The 16454-nt window shown below is 50.1% G+C and carries 12 protein-coding genes and 1 tRNA gene; 9 read left to right on the top strand and 4 right to left on the bottom strand.

Going from position 1 to position 16454, the window contains the following annotated elements:
- Positions 1–36: 36 nt before the first annotated feature.
- A complete protein-coding gene (locus C2U53_RS09340) occupies positions 37–573 on the bottom strand; it encodes a fimbrial protein (protein ID WP_104445835.1) in 537 nt (178 codons plus the stop codon).
- A 347-nt stretch (positions 574–920) separates the two neighbouring features.
- Between C2U53_RS09340 and C2U53_RS09335 the strand changes: the two genes are divergently transcribed.
- From C2U53_RS09335 to C2U53_RS09310, 6 genes are all read left to right on the top strand, one after another.
- Positions 921–4766, top strand: coding sequence for a S6 family peptidase (locus tag C2U53_RS09335; RefSeq protein WP_104445834.1), 3846 nt, complete (start codon positions 921–923; stop codon positions 4764–4766).
- 210 nt (positions 4767–4976) lie between these two features.
- On the top strand, positions 4977–5477 hold the full coding sequence (locus C2U53_RS09330; protein ID WP_044263569.1) for a sigma factor-like helix-turn-helix DNA-binding protein: 501 nt from the start codon (positions 4977–4979) through the stop codon (positions 5475–5477).
- A 211-nt stretch (positions 5478–5688) separates the two neighbouring features.
- Positions 5689–6519, top strand: a complete 831-nt coding sequence (locus C2U53_RS09325) for an AraC family transcriptional regulator (protein ID WP_044328463.1) — start codon at positions 5689–5691, stop codon at positions 6517–6519.
- A gap of 369 nt (positions 6520–6888) precedes the next feature.
- The gene (locus tag C2U53_RS09320; RefSeq protein ID WP_044254506.1) at positions 6889–7101 is read left to right on the top strand and encodes a DUF1471 domain-containing protein; all 213 of its coding nucleotides are present in this window, start codon (positions 6889–6891) and stop codon (positions 7099–7101) included.
- An 18-nt stretch (positions 7102–7119) separates the two neighbouring features.
- On the top strand, positions 7120–8217 hold the full coding sequence (locus C2U53_RS09315) for an alkene reductase (protein WP_104445833.1): 1098 nt from the start codon (positions 7120–7122) through the stop codon (positions 8215–8217).
- A gap of 170 nt (positions 8218–8387) precedes the next feature.
- The gene (locus C2U53_RS09310) at positions 8388–8879 is read left to right on the top strand and encodes a GNAT family N-acetyltransferase (protein ID WP_044254500.1); all 492 of its coding nucleotides are present in this window, start codon (positions 8388–8390) and stop codon (positions 8877–8879) included.
- Positions 8880–8960: 81 nt separating this feature from the next.
- Here the strand turns inward: C2U53_RS09310 and C2U53_RS29895 are convergent.
- Positions 8961–9052, bottom strand: a tRNA-Sec gene (locus tag C2U53_RS29895).
- Positions 9053–9341: 289 nt separating this feature from the next.
- On the opposite strand from C2U53_RS29895, the gene C2U53_RS09305 reads away from it, so the two are divergent.
- Both C2U53_RS09305 and yicI read left to right on the top strand, forming a co-directional pair.
- Complete coding sequence (locus C2U53_RS09305) at positions 9342–10724, top strand: glycoside-pentoside-hexuronide family transporter (RefSeq protein WP_042998653.1); 1383 nt, start codon at positions 9342–9344, stop codon at positions 10722–10724.
- An 11-nt stretch (positions 10725–10735) separates the two neighbouring features.
- Complete coding sequence (gene yicI / locus C2U53_RS09300; RefSeq protein WP_104445832.1) at positions 10736–13054, top strand: alpha-xylosidase; 2319 nt, start codon at positions 10736–10738, stop codon at positions 13052–13054.
- Here the strand turns inward: yicI and C2U53_RS09295 are convergent.
- Positions 13051–14226, bottom strand: coding sequence for an MFS transporter (locus tag C2U53_RS09295; RefSeq protein ID WP_042998651.1), 1176 nt, complete (start codon positions 14224–14226; stop codon positions 13051–13053). The genes yicI and C2U53_RS09295 overlap by 4 nt on opposite strands.
- Positions 14227–14323: 97 nt before the next feature.
- Here C2U53_RS09295 and C2U53_RS09290 point away from each other — a divergent pair, with 97 nt between their 5' ends.
- Positions 14324–15082 (top strand): MurR/RpiR family transcriptional regulator, encoded by a 759-nt coding sequence (locus C2U53_RS09290; RefSeq protein ID WP_042998650.1) that lies wholly within the window; start codon positions 14324–14326, stop codon positions 15080–15082.
- Here the strand turns inward: C2U53_RS09290 and C2U53_RS09285 are convergent.
- Positions 15066–16445 (bottom strand): glycoside hydrolase, encoded by a 1380-nt coding sequence (locus C2U53_RS09285; RefSeq protein ID WP_058587382.1) that lies wholly within the window; start codon positions 16443–16445, stop codon positions 15066–15068. The genes C2U53_RS09290 and C2U53_RS09285 overlap by 17 nt on opposite strands.
- Positions 16446–16454 lie beyond the last annotated feature (9 nt).

The raw sequence follows: 16454 nt of genomic DNA, 5'->3' as shown, positions 1-16454 counted from the left end.
TTAAGGGAGCCAAGGCTCCCTTTTTATGAAAGATATTTATTTATATGCGATTACATAGCTTGCAGAGGCTGAGAATGGACCAGCAGTAAGAGTGCCAGTGCTTGGTTTGCTCAGCCAGGCACTATAATCGAAGGAGGCGATACCACCTTTGGTGGAATTATAATCTAAAGAGGTTGCACCCGCTTTAATTGCAGCCTCAGCACCCTGTTTGACTGCATTTGTACCGACCAAGTTCATAAATGCGTTAGTGCCACCTGCTGCAGCGTTAGCGATGCCTACATCCGTTAGTGTCGGAGAAGACCAAGAAACATTAGCTTGAGCTTTTGCAAGACAATCAGGCGTTTGAGGAACGAGCTTAAAAGCTACTTGTGCCCCGTTTGCTGCTGTATTTGCAATAGTGCCTAAATTAACAGTGCTAACACTCGTACCACTGCTATCTTTTACACTAACTTCGCAAGTGGCGGTCGAAACAGAACCCGTAAAGTTTACAGTACCAGTGTTTGGCGCAGCCATAGCACTAGACGCTACACCCAGAACCGCCACAATTGCCGAACCTAAAATCAGCTTTTTCATTTTATACTCCATTAGTAATAGGCTTAATTCTAAAGTCAGCTCATAACAATCTTAATGAGCGAGGCAGAATATATTGCCTTGGGAATTCGATGGCAAATCCTAAAATGGCGTTTGTTACTTTCCTATCGGCTTTTTTTATTTGTCATTTCGTTAGTTATATAGTTTCAGTTTTCGTAACTAATTTTTTTATTTTTTGTAAGGGAGATATAAAATAGAGTAAAGATGATAGTGTATTTATCATAATACTCTTTCAGGATATAAGAATAAAAAAGCCCCGTTATTTTATTGACTGATTCTGGTTTTTATTGATTTTTAGTGTTTTAATCTGATAGTTCCCGGGGGATAAAGTGAATAAAGTATATGCAATAAAAAAGAACAGAAAGGGCGAAGCTGTTGTCGTTTCAGAAGTCAGTAGAGGGATAAGGAGGATAAGGAAATGTCAAATAGTACGAACAACCCTGAATGCCTTGCTTATCAGCATGACAGGATTAGTATGTCCTCTATCATCAGAGGCTTCAGTTAGCGTACACAGTATTCCTTACCAGACATATCGCGATTTTGCTGAGAACAAAGGCCTGTTTAAGCCAGGCGCAGAAAACATCCCGCTATATGATAAAAATGGATCTATCGTTACCACGCTAAATAAAGCGCCCATGATAGATTTCAGTTCAACTGACACAAATGGTATTGGAACGTTAGTTGCACCGCAATATATCGTCAGCGTGAAACACAACGTGGGTTATAAACAGGTGAAGTTTGGTTACAGTGACGACACCACCTATAACCTGGTTGAAAGAAATAATCACGAGTGGGATTTCCATCGGCCTCGACTGAATAAAATTGTGACAGAGATTGTGCCTCTTGATATGACCAGTGCGGGGATTGAAAATGGTACATATCAGAATACAGAGCGGTTTCCCGTTTTCTATCGGGTCGGTACGGGAACGCAATATGTCAAAGATGAGAGTGGCAAATTGACACAACTCGCAGGGGGATACTCTTATAAAACAGGAGGAATAGTAAATCCACCATATACTTCTAGCTGGCGTTTTTTCACTATCACAACAGATACCCCTCTTTCCACCTATGGTACTCCTGGGGACAGTGGCTCTCCATTATTTGGCTGGGATGCACAGCAAAACAAATGGGTTGTAGTTGGAGTACTCAATTCTTATGCGGGCTTATGGGGTAAGACTAACTACTATACAGTAATCCCTGTCGGTGACGTGGTTGAAACCATGAAGCTGAACGCTGATGCCCCAATCCATTCACAAAAAAATGAAGGTGATATTCACTGGACTTATGATGACAAAACCGGCGTTGGCGCATTAACCCAGGGGGCGGCCTCATGGTCAATGCATGGTAATCAGGGGGCAACCTGGCCTGCTTCATTGAACAGCGGTAAAGATCTCATCTTCCAGGGCGGCGGCTCTGTGGTGTTAGAAAATAGCGTTCACCAGGGGGCGGGGACGCTGACCTTTGATGATGATTACATTATTAAGCCCCTGGATTCTCAGACCTGGAAAGGTGGCGGGATCATTGTTAACGGCGATCATACCGTCGACTGGCAGGTAAACGGTGTTCAGGGGGATAATTTGCATAAGCTCGGTACCGGGACACTGAAAGTCAATGGTACGGGTATCAACCCCGGTGGGCTGAATGTTGGCGAAGGGACGGTGGTTCTGGCACAACGACCGGACAGCGATGGCAACGTTCAGGCCTTTAATAATGTCAGTATTGTGAGCGGCCGCCCAACCGTTGTGTTAAGCGATGACAAACAGGTTAATCCCGACAATATCAAATGGGGTTATCGCGGCGGTAAGCTCGACATCAACGGTAACAGCCTTACCTTCCATCAGCTTAACGGTGCGGACGACGGGGCGATCCTGACCAACCGCGGGAAACAGGCCTCCGTCAACCTGGATTTCAATAAAGCAGATGCCACGACGGCGGTTGCCAATATCTGGCACGGTCACTTCACCGGCAATGTTGATGTCAAAAATACCGTTACGCCCGGAACGCAGAACGACTTTGTCATGGATGGCGGGATGAACACGCAGGGGAGCTTCACCCAGCAAAATGGCCGTCTGTTTGTCCAGGGGCATCCGGTTATCCATGCTGTGAGCACTCAGGCTGTGGCGGATAAGATGAAGGCGCTGGGCGACAACTCTGTTCTCACTCAGCCGGTTTCCTTTACCCAGAGTGACTGGGAAACCCGCCAGTTCAGCCTGAAGCAGCTTGATCTGTACAACGCTGATTTCAGTCTGGCGAGGAATGCCAGCCTTAATACAAATATTAATGCCGACCATTCCACCGTAACGCTGGGCAGTGAAAACCTCTATATCGATCTCAATGACGGGAACGGGGTGAAAACCACGCCGTCATTCGGGCAGTCAAAAGCGACAAACGACGCCGATCAGAGCCGTTTCACCGGACGCGTACAGCTGAAGAACGGCTCCACCCTCAACATTAATGAACACTTTAGCGGCGGGATTGACAGCGCAGACAGTTCAGTGACCGTGGCGTCCAGTGATGCCGTTCTCAGCCAGTTCAGCCGTTTCAGCCACTCGCCGCTGTCACTGGCAGATGGCGCGAAGCTGACGGCAACGTCGGGGCTGGTTTCTGACAGTGAAGTGACAGCCGGTACAGGATCAACGCTTTCACTGTTATCCGGAGCGTACTCGGCTGGGCGCTGGCGTCTTGACGGGCAGGGCACCACGCTGAATGTCGGCTCGGGTAGCGTAATAACAGGCAATATTCAGGCGGATGCTGCGGCCAGCCTGAATATGGGTACGGCAGAGGACACCAGTAAGGATCTGTTCACAGTTTATGGTGGCAACCTGAGTGCGCCACTGGCAGGCGCGGTGATGACGAATACTCTCTGGCAGGCGGACGGGCAGTCCGTGGTGAAATCTCTCGACCTGAAAGGTTCACAGGTGCGCTTTGGCAATGCCGGCGCAGCGGGTTCTCTGACGGTGGACACTCTGACGGCCAGCAACAGCCAGTTCATCATGAACACTGACGGTAAAACGGCAGATACGGTAACGGTTAAGCAGTCGCTGACCGGTAAAAACAATGCGCTGGTTGTTGTCCCGTCTGTGGCTTCAGTGAGTAAGGAAACATCGCCCGTCGCGTTAGTCACGGCACCGAAAGCGACGGCTGCCGATGTGTTCACGCTCAAACCGGTGACACAGCGCGCGGGTGTTCATACCTTCACGCCGCAGATGGGTATCGTGGAGAGCGGGAACAGCAAACAATGGCGACTGGAAGGGTTTGACGTGCAGCAGGACAACGCGGCGGTGCAGGCCAGCAAAGCCGTTATGAATACGGGATACAAAAACTTCCTGACGGAGATGAATAACCTGAACTACCGCATGGGCGACCTGCGCAACACCCACGGTGAAACCGGGGCGTGGGCGCGAGTCTTCAGCGGTACCGGTTCCGCAGATGCGGGTTATTCCAACAGCTGGACTCACCTGCAGACTGGCGCCGACAGAAAGTACGCGTTTGACGGTGGTGACCTGTTTACCGGTGTGACGGCAACGTTCACTCACAGTAACAGCCATGGCGATGGCTGGTCCGGTCAGACGAAATCAACCGGTATCGGTCTTTATGCTTCCGCGATGTTTGACTCCGGGCTGTATGTGGATGCCATCGGTAAATATGTTCGCCACGACAACCACTATTCGGCGAGTGAAACCGGAATGCCGGAGCAGGATTACCGCTCGCACTCCTGGTATATGGGTGCAGAAACCGGCTGGCGCTTCTCGCTACCCGGCGAAACTTTTATCCAGCCGCAGACGGAACTGGTTTATGGCTCAGTGTCAGGAACCCGGTTTGACTGGCAGTCTGCAGGTTCAGACATCCGTATGCAGCGTAAGCAGGAGAATCCGTTGATAGGTCGTACGGGGGTGGAATCCGGAAAAACGTTCAGAGGGAAAGACTGGGAACTGACGGCGCTGGCGGGCGTTCATTATCAGTATGACCTGTTTAAACCGGCAGAGACGGTTGTTCATGATTTTGCCGGGGAAACTCATATTAAGAATGGTAAAGATAGCCGGGTTAACTTCAGTTTAGGTGTTAATGCCAGAATTAAAGAAAACACCAGGATTAGTCTTAATATAGAGCGTTCGGCCTTCGGTCATTACGATATCGATAAGGCAATTAACGCCAATATCCGTTATTCATTCTGATTTTAACAGGTGAGTCAGTAAAAGCCTGAACCTATAGTTCAGGCTTTTTTATGGATTAAATGTGAGTGAGAATTAAATCCATTTACGCAACAAGTTAGTGTGCATAATTTTATCGCAATGGGTTATTTTTTAGGGTGGTTTTTGCACTTTTCATACTTTATAGTCACTTTTGGTTAAGGTGTCTAATACATTTGATAACTAAGAGTTCTTATGTCGGTTGCTTTTTTGTTGGCAAGTAAAAATGCCTATTTTAATTATGGGTTGTCATTGCTCTCTAATGATGATCCAGATATTAAATGTCATGAGTACAGAGAGATTGAATCTGATCATGATGTGCTTAATAAATATAATAAAATATATCTGGTCTGCGACAAGGACGATTACTTTGCTTACAGTTTTCTTATGGAGAAACTCCCGGTGACGTGTCTGTCCCTCGATCAGATTGCGTACCGTTGTAAGAAACTGCGAGTCCTGACGAGCAGCAGACCTTCGCCTGTTTCTGTGTTCAACGACTTTACGGAGGATGAACGAAAAATTGTCTATTTGTACTTTTTTAAAAGGAAGAAAGTCAGGGAGATCGCGACGTTAACACAGCTAAAGGAAAATACTATTTATTATAGGATACGCGAGATAAAAATTAAACTCGGCGCGGAGTCCACCAGAAAACTGCCGCTGCTGCTTAATGATTTTTTTCTGGTGTCAAATACCTGATTGCTGTTTCTACGTGTAATTTCCTGTTGAAAATATTAAAATTGTTAACTACATCACCAAAGCCAATGGGTAACGCTATGTATTTTAAAGAAATGCATAGTTAAAAAAGTAATAATTAAAATTATAAACTATTTCGTTAATTAAAAAATTCCGAATTTAAATGGCTGATAACCCATGAAATTATATGCATACAAAGCATGGGGGTGACTGTATGAATAGTCAAAGTGCTTTAAGTACCCTTAATTTTCCGGCTAAGGAAAGCTATGCACACAACAATCTGTTGGTGCTGAAAAAGATACGTTTTTATAACTGTGCGATTATCTATCTACGGGATGCGCAACTGCTTATAAAAACGAAAGATGGGCAGTCCTTTAATGTACCCCCTGAATCACTTTGTTATATCGAAAAAAACACAGTGATTGATGTTGCATTAAAAGTGCTAGGTAAAGGGGTTCCTTATGAGCTCTATCACGTTGATAGTGATGTGTTGAGTTGTATCTGTAAGGTGATGGAACCGCTGTTGTTAGATCCGCAAAGAGTCAACCAGACGCGGCGTAAAATATTTACCTGTCCCGTTGATGAAACAGATACAAAAATCTTCAAACGATTAACGGGAAGCGATGTCCCACAACACCGACAAGTTTATAAAATAACCTATCTTCTTTCTAAAATGAGGGATATAGAATCGTTAGTTTATTCCTTGTCGGTATCAACGGATACCACCTTTACTGAACGACTGAAGTCAATCATTGAAGCCGATCTCTCTAAATCGTGGAGGCTGGCAGATCTGGCGAACATTTTACATATGTCGGAGGTGTCGATTCGTAAAAAGCTGGAGAAAGAGAGTAATAATTTTAATACGCTGGTGTTGGATATTCGCATGCATCAGGCGGCGAAACTCATCACCACGACTGAGAAGCATATTAACAGTATTGCCAATGAAGTGGGCTATACCAGTACTTCATACTTTATTCGTAACTTTAAAGAGTTCTTTGGCATAACACCGAAACAGTTTTCTTTGAAGGTAAAAAAACAATCCTGATGATCGATATCGTTAAGATATTTCGCAGGACAAAACGACTTTGGCGTAACAGGCTGGAGTATTGCTGAAATCTTTACCCTACCTGTTGCGTTAAGTCTTTGCTTTTATCGATCCCGTTCGCTTCCTCAGATCGGGTAAAGCCCTGGATCTGTATCTCGCCATAGTGGCCTTCTTCAAAGCGCAGTGGTTTGTCTGATGGCAGGTCAAACGCGCAGAGCCAAAATCACTGGCGATCCGTTCTCCTCTTATTGTGAACAAAAACGCAATAGTCTATTGCCATTTGTATCATTTATGTCATCAGGTCGTCAGCGTATTCTTCTCCCAACGCGTTATTCAACGCCAACCAATCAATTTACTCTGGGATTAAACATGAAAACCATTATCGCTGTTATTACTGCTTCTCTGTTCTCTGCTATGACCTTTAGCGCCTCTGCACAGAGCGTTACGGCGTCTGGCACCACGCTGGATTCTGCTGAAGCAGTGATTGCGCAAAAAGCGAAAGAGATGAACGCCTCTGAATACAAAATCACCAGCGCTCGCATGGGCAATACCGTCACTATGAGTGCAGAACTGTATAACTAATCGCGAGGGAAACCCATTATGTTATTCGATCACTATGCGCTGAATGCCTTGCCGTTAAAAAACCGGATTGTTATGCCGCCGATGACGCGTTCTCGCGCCGGGGCAGGCGACGTCGCGACTGACATGATGGCGGACTATTACGCGCAGCGTGCCAGCGCGGGGCTTATCATTAGCGAAGGCACGCAAATCAGCCAGCAGGGTCAGGGCTATGCCTGGACGCCGGGTATCTATTCCGATGCACAGATTGCTGGCTGGAAAAAAGTCACCGACGCCGTGCACAAGGCGGGCGGTAAAATCTTCGCTCAGTTGTGGCACGTCGGTCGTGTTTCACACACCGTTCTGCAACCTGGCGGCGCCGCGCCGGTCTCTTCTTCTGCCATTCAGGCGCCAGGGGTGAAAGTCTTTGTCGATGTGGAAGGGCGCGGCCCGGAAAATGGCGTCGGCGAGATGGTGCAGCATGACATGCCGCGCGCCCTGACGCTGGAAGAGATCCCGGCTATTGTCAATGACTATGCTCAGGCGGCGCGTAATGCTATCGCTGCAGGATTTGACGGCATTGAACTGCATGGGGCGAACGGCTATCTGATCAATCAGTTCATTGACTCGCAGGCCAACCTGCGTGACGACGAATACGGCGGCTCGCTGCAAAACCGTCTGCGCTTTATGCGGGAGGTGGTGACGGCGGTCTCTGCGGCGATTGGTAAAGAGCGCGTGGGTATTCGTCTCGCTCCGCTGACCACGCTGATGGGGTCAAAAGATGATACCCCGGAAGCGACCTATCTGGCGGCAGCCAGCGTGCTGAACGAGCTAGGCATTGCCTATATTCATATCGCCGAAGCGGACTGGGAAGATGCGCCGGTCATGCCTGCCGCGTTTAAAGAAGCGCTGCGTATTATCTTCCACGGCGCGTTGATTTACTCCGGTAAATACACCAAAGCCCGTGCTGAAGAGGCGCTGGCGAACGGCTGGGCCGATCTGATCGGTTTTGGTCGTCCATTTATTGCTAACCCTGATCTGCCACATCGACTAAAAAATGACGTGCCGCTGAATGCGCCAATTAAAGAGACGTTCTTTGGTGGCGGGAAAGAAGGGTATCTGGACTACCCGGCTAGCTGATTTCATGACGCAATGCGTCAATCTGCTCGCACATCCGCAAATGGTCCGGCGAATAACATCACGCCGGGCTTTGTGCATCCCTTTCATTTTCATGTGAATACCATCAGCGTAAACCGTGTTATCTGCGGGTATGATGAGGCAGTCCAGTTGATTCAAAAAAAGGTAAACGCATGCCCACTCCGCTATTCCGTCAGGCCACGCCCGCCGATGTTGACCGCTGTTATGAGATTGAAACGCTCGCCTATGAAGGCGATGAAGCGGCAACCCGGGAAAAGATTGCTACCCGTATCCAGCGCTATCCACAGGGATTTATGTGCATGGAGCTGAACGGCGAGGTGGCTGGCTTTATTAATGCCGGTTGCGCCTGGGAAGTGGTGATGTCTGACGAGGCTTTTAAGGAACTGGTAGGCCACGATCCGGATGCGCCCAATGCGGTGATTATGTCGGTGGTGGTGCACCCGGATTTTCAGGGGAAAGGCTATTCTTCACTGATGATGCGTGAATTTGTGGCGCGGATGAAAGCGATGCACAAAAAGACGATTCACCTGATGTGCAAAGATCGTCATGTCGATCTTTATGCTCACTTTGGCTACCGCTACGTCAAACCGTCTGAATCCGATCACGGCGGGATGGCGTGGCACGAGATGGTGATGGTGTTGTAAGAGACGCGATGAAAACCGCGCGAAACTCGAATGTAGAAGGCGTTTTTAGGCTTTCTGAAGCGGGAATAGGGCATGATATTTTGGCAGATCACAGGAGTCGAACCTGCCCGGGACCGCTGGCGGCCCCAACTGGATTTGAAGTCCAGCCGCCTCACCGGAGACGACGATCTTCCGCGCCTGCATTGCTACATGGAGGCGGGGCGCATTATAGCTACTTCCTGACGTTTCCACACCCCCTCACTCACTTTTTTAACTTCCCTTTCTTCTTACCATGATCGGTTTCATATAAATCCTCATAAATTCCTCTAGTTACATTTTCTCACATCTTCTGGCGCAACCGCGATCACAGAAAACAAGAATCGTAATTTAATAACGAGATATCGGAATATCCGTCGCTAGCGCGAATGGTTTACAAAAACGGTAACCGGTACCAGTGCGCATGAGAGCGCGAAAGGATGCGTTATGACTATTCATATTTTGTCTGTTAAGGAGAAGATTGGCTACGGGATGGGCGACGCTGCCAGTCATATCATTTTTGATAACGTCATGCTGTATATGATGTTTTTTTATACCGATATTTTCGGTATTCCCGCCGGTTTTGTCGGCACCATGTTTTTACTGGCGCGTGCGCTGGACGCCATTTCAGACCCGTGCATGGGACTGCTGGCGGATCGCACGCGTTCCCGTTGGGGCAAATTCCGTCCGTGGGTGCTGTTTGGCGCGCTGCCGTTTGGCCTTGTTTGCGTCCTGGCATACAGCACGCCGGACCTCAGCCTGAACGGTAAGATGATTTACGCTGCTATCACCTATACGCTGCTGACGCTGCTTTATACCGTGGTGAATATCCCGTATTGCGCACTGGGCGGGGTGATCACTAATGACCCCACGCAGCGTATTTCTCTGCAATCCTGGCGCTTTGTGCTGGCGACGGCGGGCGGGATGCTCTCGACCGTGCTGATGATGCCGCTGGTGAATCTCATTGGCGGTGATAACAAAGCGCTGGGATTTCAGGGTGGGATTGCAGTGCTGTCGGTAGTGGCATTCCTGATGCTGGCGTTTTGCTTCTTCACCACCAAAGAGCGTATCGAAGCGCCACCGAGCACAACCTCAATGCGCGAAGATCTCCGCGATATCTGGCAAAATGACCAGTGGCGGATTGTGGGACTGCTGACCATCCTCAATATTCTCGCCGTCTGCGTACGCGGTGGCGCGATGATGTATTACGTCACCTGGATCCTGGGGACGCCGGAAGTATTCGTCGCCTTCCTGACCACCTACTGTGTCGGTAACCTGATTGGCTCCGCGCTGGCAAAACCCCTCACCGACTGGAAATGCAAAGTCAGTATCTTCTGGTGGACCAACGCGGCCCTGGCCGTGGTTAGCCTCGCGATGTTCTTTGTCCCGATGCAGGCCGACATCACCATGTTCGTCTTTATCTTCGTGATTGGCGTGTTGCACCAGCTGGTGACGCCGATCCAGTGGGTGATGATGTCCGATACCGTCGATTATGGCGAATGGTGCAACGGTAAACGTCTGACCGGTATCAGTTTTGCGGGCACACTGTTCGTACTCAAACTGGGTCTGGCGCTCGGTGGCGCGCTTATTGGTTGGATGCTGGCAGGCGGTGGCTACGACGCGGCGGCGAAAACGCAGAACAACGCCACCATCAACATCATTATTGCCCTGTTCACAATCGTCCCGGCCATCTGCTATCTGCTGAGTGCCGTGATTGCCAAACGCTTCTACACCCTGAAAACGCCTTACCTGAGAAACATCCTCGACCAACTGGCACAGGGCGCGCGTCGCAATCAGCAGGAATTTACGCATAACGAATTTCAGAACTAAAGGAACAGAGTATGAAGATTAGCGACGGAAACTGGCTGATTCAGCCTGGCCTTAATTTACTTCATCCAGTCCAGGTGTTTGATGTGGAACAGCACGGTAACGAACTGGTGGTTTATGCCGCGCCGCGTGATGTCCGCGAACGCACCTGGCAACTGGATACTCCGCTCTTTACATTGCGTTTCTCTTCGCCGCAGGAAGGGATTGTGGGCGTGCGTATGGAACACTTTCAGGGGGCGCTGGATAACGGTCCGCAGTACCCGCTCAACGTTTTACAGGACGTGAAGGTCGATATCCAAAACACCGCTGAGGTTGCTGAGCTGAAAAGCGGTAACTTAAGCGTGCGCGTCACTAAAGGTGAGTGCTGGTCGCTGGATTTCCTGCGTAACGGTGTGCGCATTACCGGTAGTCAGTTGAAGAACAACGGCTATGTGCAGGACACCACCACCCAGCGGAACTACATGTTCGAGCGCCTGGATCTGGGCGTCGGCGAGACGGTTTACGGTCTGGGCGAGCGCTTTACCGCGCTGGTGCGTAATGGTCAGACGGTAGAAACCTGGAACCGCGATGGCGGCACCAGCACCGAACAATCCTATAAGAACATCCCGTTTTATATGACCAACCGTGGCTATGGCGTGCTGGTCAACCATCCACAGTGCGTCTCGTTTGAAGTCGGTTCGGAGAAAGTGTCGAAAGTGCAGTTCAGCGTTGAGGGCGAATATCTCGAATATTTCGTGATCGACGGTCCGACGCCGAAAGAAGTGTTGAACCGCTATACCCGCTTCACGGGGCGTCCGGCATTGCCGCCTGCCTGGTCGTTTGGCCTGTGGCTGACCACTTCGTTCACCACCAACTACGATGAAGCGACGGTAAACCGCTTTATCGACGGCATGGCTGAGCGCAATCTGCCGCTGCACGTCTTCCACTTTGACTGCTTCTGGATGAAGGCTTTTCAGTGGTGCGACTTCGAATGGGATCCGGTGACGTTCCCCGACCCGGAAGGAATGATTCGTCGGTTGAAGGAGAAAGGGCTGAAGGTCTGCGTATGGATCAACCCGTACATCGGACAGAAATCGCCGATTTTCAAGGAGCTGAAAGAGAAAGGCTACCTGCTGAAACGTCCGGACGGTTCCCTGTGGCAATGGGATAAATGGCAACCGGGGCTGGCGATTTATGACTTCACCAATCCGCAGGCCTGTGAATGGTATGCCAATAAACTGAAAGGTCTGGTGGATATCGGTGTTGACTGCTTCAAGACCGACTTCGGCGAGCGTATCCCGACCGATGTGCAATGGTTTGATGGCGCCGATCCGCAGAAAATGCACAACCATTATGCCTACATCTACAACGAACTGGTGTGGAACGTGCTGAAAGAGACCGTTGGCGAAAAAGAGGCGGTGCTGTTCGCCCGATCCGCATCGGTGGGTGCGCAGCAGTTTCCGGTACACTGGGGCGGCGACTGCTACGCCAACTATGAGTCAATGGCAGAAAGCCTGCGCGGCGGCCTGTCCATTGGCTTGTCCGGTTTTGGCTTCTGGAGCCACGATATCGGCGGCTTCGAAAACACCGCGCCGGCACACGTTTATAAACGCTGGTGTGCATTTGGTTTGCTCTCCAGTCACAGTCGCCTGCACGGCAGCAAATCCTATCGTGTGCCCTGGGCGTATGATGAGGAATCCTGCGATGTGGTGCGCTTCTTCACTGAGCAGAAGTGCCGCATGATGCCGTACCTGTACCGTGAAGCGGCTCGTGCACACGAGCGGGGCACGCCAATGATGCGCGCCATGATGCTGGAGTTCCCGGACGATCCGGCATGCGATTATCTCGATCGCCAGTATATGCTAGGGGATTCAGTGATGGTGGCGCCGGTATTCTCGGAAACGGGGGAGGTGCAGTTTTACTTGCCGGAAGGACGCTGGACGCATCTGTGGCACAATGACGTCGTACAGGGCAGCCGCTGGTACAAACAGCAGCATGACTTCCTGAGTCTGCCAGTGTATGTGCGTGGCAACACCCTGTTGGCGCTGGGCCGTAATAATCAGAAACCAGATTACGCGTGGAACGAAGGCACTGCCTTCCAGTTGTTCGCGCTCGAGGAGGGACGTGAAGCCGTGTGCGACGTCCCTGCCGCTGACGGTTCGGTTATCTTTACGCTGATTGCTAAGCGCAATGGCAACACCCTCACCGTGACGGGCAAGGGGGATGCGCGCGACTGGACGTTGTGCCTGCGTAACATCGCGCAGATTAGCGGTATTCGCGGCGCTTCACACCGGGGAAGCGAACTGGGCGTGATGGTGACGCCGCAAAGTCATGAGATCGTCATTTCGCTTTAAGTTGATGTACCGAGGGGGTGGAGGTTCAGCCGCCCCCACAGCGCCAGCAGCAGATACAACGCGACCGGTAATAGAAAGCTGAACCGGAGGTTGAGTCCATCAATACAAGCAGCCTGCAGTAAGGGTATAACCGCACCACCAATCCCGGCCATCACCATTGCTGCGGCAGAAATATTGGCGATCGCCGGATTTTTGTTGATGGTGTGCCCGAAGATAATCGGATAGAGAATTGAGTTTCCTAAACCGGTCAGGATAAGCAGATAACCGCCAGTGGTATTGTTCAGCCATATCGCCATCATCACCGCCGTTGCACAGGCCAGCGTCGCCATCAGAAACGGCGTGTAATTGCCTGTTTTGTCGGCGAGAAAACCATAAAGAAAACGACCCGCCAGCGCACCTCCCCAGTAAAAAGAGACCAGCGACATCGCAACAGTAGTGCTCCAGCCGCCGATGGTGATGAGATATTTTACCAGACTGGTCGCAAGGCTCACTTCGACGCCGACATAGATAAAAATCGCCGCCACACTGAATAACAGTTCTCTGTTCTTCCAGGCGTTATACGTTCCTGACGCGGCTTTTCCCGGGCGCGCCACATCCGGCAGGCGGATCCAGAAAACTCCTGTAATCAATACCAGCGAAAAGCAGGCGAGGCAAAGCCAGAGCGCACTGATAGGTTCTTCACGCGCCAGGATATCGATAGGGGAAAACGCCAGGAGGAGCGCAACCAGCATGGGCGCCAGCGTGGTTCCCAGCGAATTAACCGCAGAGGCCAGACACAGATTGCCAATGCGTTTGTGCGGTGCGCTGAGCAATGTCAGATAGGGATTCGCGACAACCTGCATCGCCGCCACGCCCGTCGCCACGACAAACATCGCCAACAGTGACAGGGCGAAGGAATCCAGCTGCAACGCCAGAGCGAACAGCAGGCATCCCGCAACCGACAACGTTAACGACAGCAGCAACACCTTACGGTACCCCTGGCGTTCAATCAGCATTGAACAGGGCAGACAGGTCAGAAAAGGGGCCACGTAAAAAATAACGGTAATGAAAATAGACTGCGACCACGACAGATGGAAATACTGATAGAAAAAGATGATCAGCACGCTGTTAATGGCGGTTATATTGCCCCATAAGAAAAATATCATGGCGAGTAATGTCAGATTTTTATTCATTTCTTTTTTTAATATGAAATTGTGATGAAGTGACCTGTTGCACAGACCGTTTACTTTAAAAAATGATAAATTTATTCTGCACTCACAGGAGCAGAAAATGGAACTGGAAAATGTATTTCGTGATGTAAAATTAAGTAAGACAGAAGTTACCGTACTGCGCTTTATTCAGAATAATCCAGAACAATGCATTCGTGAGGGTATCCGCACCGTCGCGGAACACTGTTACAGCAATCCGTCATCGCTGGTCCGTCTGGCGAAAAAGCTCAAATTTAGCGGCTGGCTGGAGCTGGTGTATTTCATTAAATTTAATATCACAATGCCAAAACTTGATGTGACCAATGATATTAACTTTATGAATGTCCAGCCAACCGAAAACCTCGCGTTGCTATTAAATCGTCTGCAGCACGACCGTATTCTTATTCATGGCAGCGGTTTCTCACAACTGATTGCGCAATATATTTATAATAAATTCCTGGTGATTGGCGTGAATGCCAGCCTGGCACTTTGGCCGGACTACGAAATACTGGAACAAAAAACGGCTGCAAAATTCGATTCTATCTGGCTGGTGTCTAAATCTGGTCGCAGCAGTTCGGCATTAAATTGGGTCAAGGCGCTGGAAGGTAAAAATACCGACCTTGTCTGCTTTACCGGTGACTATCAAAGCCCCCTGGCCCAGGCGGCAAACACCGCCGTCATCATTCACGATCCGCAAAAGTTTGATGATGATATCTACTGGAGCAACCCTTTCTTTGGTTACTGCATCCTGGGATTCGAACATTTGCTGAAGCTCTGGTTTATGCAAAATCCGGGCGGGGCGCCACTCGACGCCCCGGGAACGATCATTTCCAGTCGCTAAACTGTGCTTCGTCGAGATACTCGCCAACCAACTTTTCGGCCAACGACCAGGAGCCAATCAGCGGATGCGCCATTAATGCGCGGATTGCCAGAAATTTATCTTTGCGCATGATGGCTTCCACTGCCAGACGCTCGTACTCTTTCACGCAGGAGATCATGTTTTTCTGCGCGTCCGGTACGTGGATCGGCGTCACCGGTTTCAACCCCTCTTTGCTCAGATCACAGCTGATCTCAATGACATCATCCGGGCGTAAGAAATCCAGCGTGCCATTGTTTTGCAGTGAGACAACGATGCGTTTGCTGGTGGCGCTGTTCACGGCTTCGAGAATATCCAGCGCCACCCCTGCGTAACCGCCGCTATCCGGTTCTTCAATAAACTGTTGCAGCGTTAGCGGCGTGCGGGTGTTGAATTTTTCCTGATGCGACTCACTCTGCATATAGCTATTTTCGCGGCGCAGATAGTGTTTCATCCAGATATCGAATGCGGCTTCCGGGTTTGCCTGCGCATCCACATTCCGCAGTTCCTCGCGCATTTCCTTGTTGATCCGCGCGATAGCTTCACCGCGCGTTTCCGGTGCATCCTGAATCGCTTTCAGCGCCACTTCGCGATAGTAGTAGTAATAGAGATATTCATTCAGCAATTGCTTGTCGCAAAGCTGAACCAGCACCGGTGAGAAGTACTGCATCGCCGTTTTGCTGTACAGCGCCGGGTTGCTCACCAGTTTGTCGGTGACGTCCTCACCTTTCACGGTGAAATGGGTAAACCACGAGAAGTGGTTCAGACCATAGCACTCCACTTTCAAATCCGCTTCGTCGCAGTTGAGGATGGCAGGCAGTTCGCGAATCAACTCTGAAGGGGCATCGCAAATGCCATAAACCCGACGTTTGAACCCGGATTTAATGATCGCCTCGGTAACCAGTCCGGAAGGGTTAGTAAAGTTGAACAGAATGGCATCGGGTGCGGCATGTTCTTCAATCAGACGGCAGTAATTAAGAATGGCGGGAATCGACCGCATCGCCATCGCAAAACCACCCGCCCCGGTGGTTTCCTGACCTAATGTGTTATGGTTGAGCGCGATACGTTCATCGCGCACACGGCTTTCATCGCCGCCGACGCGTAGCGTAGTGATGACATAATTGCTGTTCTTTAACGCGGATACCGGATCCGTCGTCAGGCTGAAACGAATATCAGGTCGAATCGTGGCAAAAACATAACGGGCGATTTCGCCGAAAATTTTCAGGTTCTCTTCTGCGTTATCGAGGAACACCACTTCCTGTAAACCAATACGATGCGCATTATAGGCCAGAGATTTCGCCAGGAACGCGGAACGAACGCCGCCCCCGCCTAATACGGTTAATTTCATAACAACTCC

Source organism: Citrobacter sp. CFNIH10, assembly GCF_002934585.1.
GTDB lineage: Bacteria > Pseudomonadota > Gammaproteobacteria > Enterobacterales > Enterobacteriaceae > Citrobacter_A > Citrobacter_A amalonaticus.
Note: the sequence above shows the minus strand (reverse complement) of the source record. Positions and strands in the feature narration are given on the sequence as shown.